Annotated in this window: 12 protein-coding genes; 8 read left to right on the top strand and 4 right to left on the bottom strand. The window is 49.0% G+C overall.

The window, feature by feature from the left end; translation table 11 throughout:
- From H6F88_RS32895 to H6F88_RS00330, 5 genes are all read left to right on the top strand, one after another.
- Window positions 1-188, top strand: a 188-nt coding sequence (locus tag H6F88_RS32895; RefSeq protein ID WP_206756414.1) for a hypothetical protein, incomplete at its 5' end; no start/stop codon positions are given.
- Window positions 160-501, top strand: a complete 342-nt coding sequence (locus H6F88_RS00345) for a hypothetical protein (RefSeq protein ID WP_190640775.1) — start codon at window positions 160-162, stop codon at window positions 499-501. The genes H6F88_RS32895 and H6F88_RS00345, both read left to right, overlap by 29 nt.
- A gap of 4 nt (window positions 502-505) precedes the next feature.
- Window positions 506-652 carry a hypothetical protein gene (locus tag H6F88_RS00340; RefSeq protein ID WP_190640774.1) on the top strand — a complete coding sequence of 49 codons (147 nt, stop codon included), beginning with the start codon at window positions 506-508 and terminating at the stop codon, window positions 650-652.
- A complete protein-coding gene (locus tag H6F88_RS00335) occupies window positions 645-1397 on the top strand; it encodes a hypothetical protein (RefSeq protein ID WP_190640773.1) in 753 nt (250 codons plus the stop codon). The genes H6F88_RS00340 and H6F88_RS00335 overlap by 8 nt, the downstream gene beginning before the upstream one ends.
- A gap of 338 nt (window positions 1398-1735) precedes the next feature.
- A complete protein-coding gene (locus H6F88_RS00330; protein ID WP_190640772.1) occupies window positions 1736-3529 on the top strand; it encodes a hypothetical protein in 1794 nt (597 codons plus the stop codon).
- 296 nt (window positions 3530-3825) lie between these two features.
- On the opposite strand, the gene H6F88_RS00325 is transcribed toward H6F88_RS00330, so the two are convergent.
- Window positions 3826-4137: a hypothetical protein gene (locus tag H6F88_RS00325; RefSeq protein ID WP_190640771.1), complete on the bottom strand. Its 312-nt coding sequence runs from the start codon at window positions 4135-4137 to the stop codon at window positions 3826-3828.
- A 352-nt stretch (window positions 4138-4489) separates the two neighbouring features.
- Between H6F88_RS00325 and H6F88_RS00320 the strand changes: the two genes are divergently transcribed.
- Window positions 4490-4789 (top strand): hypothetical protein, encoded by a 300-nt coding sequence (locus H6F88_RS00320; RefSeq protein WP_190640770.1) that lies wholly within the window; start codon window positions 4490-4492, stop codon window positions 4787-4789.
- A 101-nt stretch (window positions 4790-4890) separates the two neighbouring features.
- On the opposite strand, the gene H6F88_RS00315 is transcribed toward H6F88_RS00320, so the two are convergent.
- The gene (locus H6F88_RS00315) at window positions 4891-5298 is read right to left on the bottom strand and encodes a response regulator (protein WP_199333383.1); all 408 of its coding nucleotides are present in this window, start codon (window positions 5296-5298) and stop codon (window positions 4891-4893) included.
- 152 nt (window positions 5299-5450) lie between these two features.
- Window positions 5451-5774, bottom strand: a complete 324-nt coding sequence (locus tag H6F88_RS00310) for a response regulator (RefSeq protein ID WP_190640768.1) — start codon at window positions 5772-5774, stop codon at window positions 5451-5453.
- Window positions 5775-5992: 218 nt separating this feature from the next.
- Here H6F88_RS00310 and H6F88_RS00305 point away from each other — a divergent pair, with 218 nt between their 5' ends.
- The gene (locus H6F88_RS00305; RefSeq protein WP_190640767.1) at window positions 5993-6244 is read left to right on the top strand and encodes a hypothetical protein; all 252 of its coding nucleotides are present in this window, start codon (window positions 5993-5995) and stop codon (window positions 6242-6244) included.
- Here the strand turns inward: H6F88_RS00305 and H6F88_RS00300 are convergent.
- Complete coding sequence (locus H6F88_RS00300) at window positions 6216-7250, bottom strand: chemotaxis protein CheB (RefSeq protein WP_190640766.1); 1035 nt, start codon at window positions 7248-7250, stop codon at window positions 6216-6218. The genes H6F88_RS00305 and H6F88_RS00300 overlap by 29 nt on opposite strands.
- Before the next feature lie 602 nt (window positions 7251-7852).
- On the opposite strand from H6F88_RS00300, the gene H6F88_RS00295 reads away from it, so the two are divergent.
- A partial coding sequence (locus H6F88_RS00295) for an RsbRD N-terminal domain-containing protein (RefSeq protein ID WP_242050326.1) occupies window positions 7853-8409 on the top strand: 557 nt, incomplete at its 3' end.

The following is an 8409-nucleotide window of genomic DNA, read 5'->3' as shown; positions in this document are numbered from 1 at the left end:
CACTCAAAGAGTGTAGAAGACTGCTACCTGGAAACAGTCAGCCGCTGGACCTCAATCACAGCAATGATTCTGGGCTAATTGCATCTCATGACAGCTTCGCTTCAATGACCCCTTTTAACGGGCATCTTTGCCTATCACCTCAACAGCACCGGCGAGACGATGGAGGATGTCTGGCAGCCGGATCTTGATAGTCCTCGCTCCATCGAGATATTCGGCATTTTGAAGGGGCTTGAGGAATTCGAGCCTTTTCGTCAGTTCGCCTTTGCCGAGGCGCTGCTGAACCAGGTTAAATCGTGCTACAGGCTGCACCAGCAATTCCTAAAGCAGCTGACAAAGGCAGGAATTGAGGAAGCGTTAGCGGCTCAGGTTGCCGCAATCCTTGCATCTGGCGGCGATCGCACCGAAGCAGAGTGTGAACTGGTGAGTGAAGCCTGGGAGCAAGTTTCCAAAGTTGATGAGGGGCTAGCTAAGCGGATTGAGCAGGCAATGGGGCAGGAGTAAAGGCATGACTCACCAGTTCTACGCCCGAATTAGTGCAGGATGCCTCGCGACAATCCTTCTCCTGATTGGAATTGCCTACGTCAAAACATCCCCGTTAGGTGACTTAATTAACGACCGCCTTGAAGCGGCAAGAGAGCGGCAAGATGGCTAAATTTACAGCGAATAAACCCAGTAGTTCGACCCCTTCTAGCCCGGCTAACACGAGGGGGAAGAGTGAGTTTGATCAGCCTGAATCAAAAGGGTGGGAAGGATTAGATGCTGCCCTGGATGCGATGCATGATGTGCTTACTCTTCTCCCTCACATTTACCTGTGGGTGACCGGCCGGGGGGCAGCGATTTTGTACGGGATTGCCACCATCTACTTTGTGTTTGTGTCGGCTGAAGGGTACTGGCAGGTGCTAGATCCCGGTGCCCCTAGCTTTGTGCTGAAGCCCTATGGGGGTGATGATGCTAATCCTTTAGACCTCGTTGTTGCTGCCGTTTCCATTAGCTTCTGGTTCTCGTTCCTGTTCAGTGCTGTGATCAATGCTATTCAAGCGCGGGTGTTCCGAGGCATTGCGATCAATATTGCGAAGCAGCGGTTGAGGGAGGTAGAGAGTGAGGTTCTGCCGGACAAGCCAAAAAAGGCGATCGATATTGTCGGTGTCCGCTGGAAGCAATACAAGCGAGCGGGGATGCTAGAGATTCGCAAGCAAGGCTTTGTGATCCTGTCCACCTATGCGGTTGACATCATCATGAGCTATCAAAACCATCCCTTCGGCTACTGGTTCGGAATCACCATTTCCCGCCTGGTCTGGTTCATTCTGTCGGTTGTGGCGGCTGAGTTGTCAGGTTCTATGTTCTGGGATGCAGTGGAGGACTTTAACCGTACTCGCAAGACCAAGACTGCTGATTAATTGATTTGTTGAACGGATCGGGGAAACCCGCTCTTACTTAATGCTTTTAGAGACTAACGTTTATGAATTTTGAAGACTACTTAACGTGAGTTCGGGATAAGAAATCGTCAGAACCCCTGATTTTTCGTACCTCATTTCGTTGCAGTGAATCAAGCTATTGTCAGCAAGGTCCACAGATGCAATTTTTCTCAATAAACAACCTTATTGAGAAGAGCCTACAGCAATACCCTTTGCCTAAAGCCTTTTATACCAAACCTTGCAGCGTTTAGCTTAACCCGAACTCACGTTACTTACTTCAGGGGAAAATCTTAGACGCGCTGCGATATCGCGTTGGAGTTTTGCAGCGCAGCGCAGACAAAGAACGCAGCAATTGTGATGGGGCAAGGCTCGTGAGCTTAGGGGCGATCGCCATTTCCCTACCGTTTGTGGCTCCACTGCCAGGGGTGGGAGTGATGGCTGGTATTGCTGGGTTTAGCTATTTGGGTACGGTCTGGCGAGACTTTCAAACCTCTGGCAAGCTCTGTCTGCTGCCGGGGAGCCGAGTTGGTGCAGGGGACATTCTGAGCATCTTTGGACTGGCAGGGGAGGAGGTATCACCCAGAGAGCAGCAGCTAATGAAGGTGATGGATTTCCTGCCCTATGAACAGCGGGTTGAGTACGCTGTTTTAGTCGATGATGAACCGGCGATCGCTGACCTATTGAAGCGACTGCCAGCGCAAGATCGGCTTGCAGGCTATGCCTACATGGTGCGGCGAATGGCTTTAGGTGATGTCAAAGCACTGGACTGGGTTGAGGTGAAGGCGGCGATCGCGGCTGAACCAGCAGAACCAAGTGATTCAGTTCCAACTACCCAACTACAGCCACCAGGCGCAGTAGTGCCAGCGGTCGAAGCAGACAAGGAAGGCGATCTCGAAGAGATACCCGCCAGGGGTCGCCCTGCGGTGAACCTTGCCCTCAATCCAGAGATCAATGTTCACAACCATTTGGGGCGTTATGGCAGCGCTGCTCCCAAAACTGCATCCCCCGCACAGGCTTACCGGCAGACAGAGGCACCCGACCTCACCATCTACCCAGATGTGAGGGAACGGATGAAGGCACTGTTAAAGGCAATGGCACAGAGCGGTTGTCCGCTTGGAACACTGCTTAATCAACCCTTTTGCTGGTTCTGGGGCAATAGTCAAAGCGGGAAGACTACCCTTGCAACTCTGCTGGCGATCGCTCGGATGGGCATGGGGCATGCAATCGGTTACTTCTCAACGGATAGCGATGTTGCTCCGCTTCACTGGGCGCGGATGGAAGATTCTCCAGAAGGTTATTCCTTTGCGCTCGATGACGTAGCCCGACGCATTAGCAAAGCTCCAAAGGGTTCACTGAAGGGCGAGGGCTGGGTGTTTGATGAAATGTTCGCTGCCTATGGCACCTATGAACTGGAACTGAACCCACTGCTTAATGCTGCCTTGATGAAACTAGCTAAGACCTGCGGGACGCTGATTGGCATCAGCCAGGTAGACACCAGTGGCGCACACGGACTGAAGAACATTGACGCAGCCTGGCGATCTGAGCGTGTCAGCATCCAGGCACTTCATGAGGAGGACGAGCTGGGCGATCGCAGTCCAACGGGTCGCTACATCGTGACTCGCGGGGATGAATCGTTTGAGTGGAGCATCCCTGAATGGATGCTCACCGAGCTAAATGAATGGGGACACCCTGATCCGGTCGTGTGGCTCCTAAACCGCTTTCCTGAACTATGTAAAGGTCAATCTAACACCCAGCCAACGCAACATTTAGAGGCAGTTGTAGCCCCATTGGGCGAGCCTGAAGATAGCGCAGATGGATTTAGTTTCAATGCATCTGGATACGACTTGGAAACGCTAGAAAAGCTGTTTGACGAGGTGATTGTTGAACCTGAACCAATCACTCAAACTGCGACTGGAACCGATGAACAGATCCTAATTACGTGGTTTGAGAAGCATCCCGATCAGTTCTATACGAAGCGGCAAATTGTGCAGATGAAAGTCAAACTCTCTCAGCCTGACCAGCTAGAAGAGCAGTTAATTAAGCTCATAAAAGATGGCTGGTTAGAGGTTGAGGAAACAGCGCAGACAACAAAATTCAAGTGGCTTCCCGACTAATTCAACTAGCAAGAACTGAGGGAGTGTAGACAGGTGTAGAAGGTGTAGACGACATTCTGAGAAGTGCCAAAAAGAGGCGTAGACAGCCCCTTTTCTACACCTACACCTTCTACGTCTACACCTTCTACACCTTGCCTTAAACTCTTACACAGCAAGGTTTCTACACCTTCTACACCCTCTGTCTACACCTTGTCTACGCCGTAGAAGGTGTAGACAGCCTCTTTCTACACCTATCTACACCTTGGAAAGACAAAACCCCCTGCTACAAAAGCAGGGGGTTTCTATTAGGAAATAGTTTAATGCCCAATCAACAAATTATTCGCAATTATATGATACTGATTAGCTATAACATGATGGTCAACTGCTAATACAAAGGCTTCTACTGAATCCTTTGGGGACTTGTATGCAGCATCTACTGCATCATGCATTCCCTGTGCAGACTGCTGCATCAGTTCAACGCAGTTCTCTACCTGCTTTCTCTGCGCCTCACTAATGCGTCCAGCTTGCCTGAGGTTATTTGCCGTATTTCGTACTTTTTCTCCATGTTGTTGTACCTGCAAAGCATGTTTCCTCGCAACTTGAAGCGTTTCATTTGAGATTTCACGCATCAGACTAATCTTGCTGGTTCAACCGATCCTTCTCTAAGGTTAACGAAAACAATCACCACACCCACAAGACCTATCATCGCGTCTGACACAACACCCTGTAGTGCCTAACTTTCTCCAGGGGGGGTGAATTGCTGGAGAAGGCTATAAAAGAAAAAACAATGTGAAGCATAGTTGTGTATAGAAAGCAACAAACTAAAGTAACACCAATTCTATCCCTTAGACGTAAGTCTCACCCACTGGACTCTTGCTTGAATTAATGAAATTGCATCTGTGTTGCAGAATATTGCATTAGTGCAAGATTTCTTTACCTACTTATCGGCTGTCGGTTTTGAGTCTTTATACCCTTGTAACCATGAAAGATACCTTCTTCAAATTGGCTTGCCGAATCAGGTCTACGGATATCATAGCCAAAAGCGCTGATTTTCATGATTTAGGAACCCTTGAGCAGCAGGTTGCAGCGCTTAATGCAGAACGAGGTCAGACTCATGAATATTTTGTTGAGAGCGTAAAACTAAACGCTCTACTGCCTTGGGAAGTAACTGCACTAGCAGAAAGAGGAATGATTAGCTTAGAGCAGCTAGAACGGTATTCAAAGACAGATGCTTACCGCGAGCACACTCCCTGCCTCAGAGAATTGATTCAAAGAGTATAAGTCAAAGGATGCTAAGCCATAATAAGGCTGGAATCCCATAGTCCGCCATAAATACTTAGTGCAATGCCAGCTCCGAGTTGATAGGGGCTGGTATTGTGCTATCAAATCTTGCTAGCGGACATCTCCAACACAGCTTGTAGCAATTCATCGGGGTCAACAGGTTTAGCCAAATACTGCTGAAAACCTGCTGCAAGTGCTTGTTGCTGGTCTATTTCCCTAGCATTAGCAGTTAGGGCGATCGCTGGCGCTTGCCCTCCTTGCTCAACCGTCAACCCTCTGATTTGACGGATCAACATGTACCCGTCTTGGTTGGGCATTCTGATATCACTGATTAAGATGTCAGGTTGCTGTTCCAGGAAGGCTTGAAATGCGTCATTCGCTGAGCTAACTGCGGTTACGCTTGCACCATAAGTCTCAAGTAGAAATGCGAAAAGTTGAAGGTTGTCATTATCGTCATCGACAACTAGCACCTTCAATCCATCCAGCCTAAAATCAACATCGAGAGACATAGACCAGGAACCTTGACGGATTTTGTGGAGAAACTTCGATATTCCCACAAAATCCGTCATTGTCGCCCAGTAAGCTTAAGTACCTCTTGAACCAACTCATCTGGGTCTAGCGGCTTGGACAAAAAGTGATGAAATCCGGCTCTCAACGCTCCCTAGGCATCAACTTCTCCAAGGTAGGAAGTTACACCAATAGCTGGGAGTTCGCGACATGTTCCCTCTACCTGCCTAATTCGCTCAATCAACCAGCTTCCGTCCTCATCAGGTAGCCTAACGTTGCTGACCAAAACGTCTGGTTGCCGCCGCTTTAACTGATTTAGTGCTTCAGTAGCAGAACCGGCTGGGATGATTCTGGCTCCGTTCCCCTCAAGAATGAACGTGAGCAGTTCTGCCAGTCCAGGCTCATTCTCGACCAAAAGCACTGTCAGTCCTGCCAACAAGGACTTTTGAAAAGAAGGCTTGTCTTCTATATTTTGCATAGTCGTAGCAGCGAACACAATTACTTTCATCAACGCTGATAAAGCATTCTCCTTATCTCTCTCATTTGACGGAGATCGCAAAATGCTGGGTTAGAGATTGTGTTTAGACGCAGGAGAGCGATTGCCCCTACTCCTAAACCCAAATATCAACGTGTGAATTCCCCTCGTTGTCATACCAGATGTTCTGGCTCTCAAAATATTTGATGCCAACATAGGAAATGCCCAACATTAGCAGCGCCATTACCGCGCAGGGAATTAATACTCGCTTCCAGTTCACAGTAGGCACCTTAAAGATGGGGTCAGAGGGACCAGATGGAGAGGGGGCGATCGCGTGGCACTTAAATGCAGCTTCGCTACCCCTTTACGACACAAAGGCTTGTAATCCTCAGTCCGTCAGTCATCTGGCTCTTTTCGCCCACGACATCTACCGTGAGATTCTCGTCATTTGTGGAGAGACGCACCATCGCTAGTGAGCTTTTCTTCACTGAGAGTTTCGTTGCTTCTTATCGCCTGCCTGACTAGCTCAGCTCTCTTGCTAGCTTCCTGCAATTTTTGCCGCAAAAGTTCTGCTGGACCACTATCGTTTGCTTCATAAAGATGCTCAGCAAGATAGTTCATCAATAATTCACTCTCTTCAATCCCGCGCAGCGTACTCCAAAGTGATGCCTCAATCGACTCTGTCACTTCTGTAAGCAGCGCGTTTAGGGAATAAGCGTGCCCTGTATGGCAACGAAAGCGGACTAAGCCTCCGTCTTTAAGTTGTAGAAGAACCCCGTGACATTCAGGACAGGTATAGGGCGAAAGTTGCCCTAGCTTCATGATGCCTGACCTAAAGGCATTGTCTTCCCCTGCAATCGCGACCTCAAGTTTCATCTGTTCAGACACTGGCATTTCCTCCTTCTCTTGGTCAACCTCGTTGCTGAGGCGACCTAATAAAGCTCCCATCTCTTTAATTGGAACGCAGTAATCGACCGGTACCGCTTTCATCGCCTGAATTGGCATCGAGGGGTGAAGTGCATCAACTGGGTCTTGAACAACGGCTCTTCCACCTCGCTCCTTCACTGCATATAATCCAGATGCTCCATCATTGAGAAGTCCCGTCAAAACAACCCCTATAACCTGCGATCCATAAGCTAGAGCAGCGGAGCGAAACAAGACATCGACGGAGGGACGAAAGCGGTTCTCCTTAGGTCCTTTGGTTACCCGAACCTGACCGAGTTCAACGAGCAAATGGTGATCAGAGGGAGCAACATAAATCCGTCCCGGTTGGATTGTCTCGTTATTAATTGCTTGTGCCACAGGCAGGGGGCTTACCCGCTCTAGGATTTGAGGCAGTATGTTTGTAGATTCTGGAGCAACATGCCAGACGATAAAGATTGCTGTCGGCAGGTTGGAGGGTAAATGAGCTACCAACTGTTTCAGCGCTTCCATCCCACCCGCTGAAGTTCCAACGACGACAATACTGTGCTTTGACACTTAATGTTCCTTGGCTAGACAGTTGAACTTGGAAAAGCTCAGTACTTCCCCAAAGTAAGGCACGGTTATAAACTCAACTTTAGTCCTCATCTAGCAGATCCTTCAATCGTTGCAGCACCTTAGTGGCTACGCTGAAGCCGCTGTAAAGGTAGGCAGATTATGAAACTACAAGCAGAAAATTTTATGAAGATGTAGGTAATGCTTAATACGGCAAAACAGCGATCGCCCGCTGCTTATCACCCTCAGACGATGTTGTTGGCGAAAGTGTTATAAATATCTCTACAAGAATGTTACAAGCCTTGTGGGCAATGAAATAGCAGTCATTTCAGCGGGTAATGCGTCGTTGCTAATTTCGCCTGACGAACTGCTTGAATCAGCCAGCCACCATCGGGCTCGGGTAATCTTGCACTAGCAGTCAGGCCCTATCTCGTTCCTACCCGTAACCTTAAGCTTGCAGTCACTCATACTCCACTGCCGCGATCGGATAACCCAACAATACAAGCGAGGGCGCGTAACCTATACTGAGCAAGATGTTGCTGATGGCTCAAACCCACAGCCTGGGAACTTTTCCTAGCCTCCTTTCATGCAGAAAATTCAGAACAATGTCTAACCAAGCGTCTGATCGGCTTCAGCAAAACGCTGAAAGAATTATGCAAATGTGGGAAGCTCGGGCGCGCAACGAAGTCAGTGCATCACTGCATCAGGACTCTCTTGTTCTACAAGATTCACTGCCTCAATTCCTAAACCAACTCGTGGCTGAACTGTCAGCTACCGGTGAAAGGACATCCGCCCAAGTAGAAGCCCATGAGGTAGAGAGCACTCGGATTGGCAAACTGCATGGACGTGAGCGAGCCGGGTATGCTGATTACTCGATGTCTCAACTCATCTTTGAGTACCACATCCTCCGTCAGGTCCTCTTTCAGGTACTGGAGGAAGAAGCACCTTTAGAGTGGAGAGAACGGGACATCATTATTGACTCGGTTGAGCAAGCCGTGAATGATGCCGCAACTCAATTCTCACAGACGCTCCAAGATATTCAAGAGCTGTTTATGGTGACGCTGACTCACGACCTGAGAGACCCAATCAATGTCGTCAAAATGGGAACTCAACTGACCCTGCGTCGGCTGGAACGAGGAGACAGCCACATGGATGTCGCGGT

Source organism: Oculatella sp. FACHB-28 (assembly GCF_014696015.1).
Classification (GTDB): Bacteria; Cyanobacteriota; Cyanobacteriia; order Elainellales; family Elainellaceae; genus JAAUTN01.
Note: the sequence above shows the minus strand (reverse complement) of the source record. Positions and strands in the feature narration are given on the sequence as shown.

What these genes read in the sequence shown, in the direction of transcription:
- H6F88_RS00345 (WP_190640775.1), top strand. Translation starts at nt 160, where the DNA reads ATGGAGGATGTCTGGCAGCCGGATCTTGATAGTCCTCGCTCCATCGAG.
- H6F88_RS00340 (WP_190640774.1), top strand. Translation starts at nt 506, where the DNA reads ATGACTCACCAGTTCTACGCCCGAATTAGTGCAGGATGCCTCGCGACA.
- H6F88_RS00335 (WP_190640773.1), top strand. Translation starts at nt 645, where the DNA reads ATGGCTAAATTTACAGCGAATAAACCCAGTAGTTCGACCCCTTCTAGC.
- H6F88_RS00325 (WP_190640771.1), bottom strand. Translation starts at nt 4,137, where the DNA reads ATGCGTGAAATCTCAAATGAAACGCTTCAAGTTGCGAGGAAACATGCT.
- H6F88_RS00320 (WP_190640770.1), top strand. Translation starts at nt 4,490, where the DNA reads ATGAAAGATACCTTCTTCAAATTGGCTTGCCGAATCAGGTCTACGGAT.
- H6F88_RS00315 (WP_199333383.1), bottom strand. Translation starts at nt 5,298, where the DNA reads ATGTCTCTCGATGTTGATTTTAGGCTGGATGGATTGAAGGTGCTAGTT.
- H6F88_RS00310 (WP_190640768.1), bottom strand. Translation starts at nt 5,774, where the DNA reads ATGCAAAATATAGAAGACAAGCCTTCTTTTCAAAAGTCCTTGTTGGCA.
- H6F88_RS00305 (WP_190640767.1), top strand. Translation starts at nt 5,993, where the DNA reads ATGCCCAACATTAGCAGCGCCATTACCGCGCAGGGAATTAATACTCGC.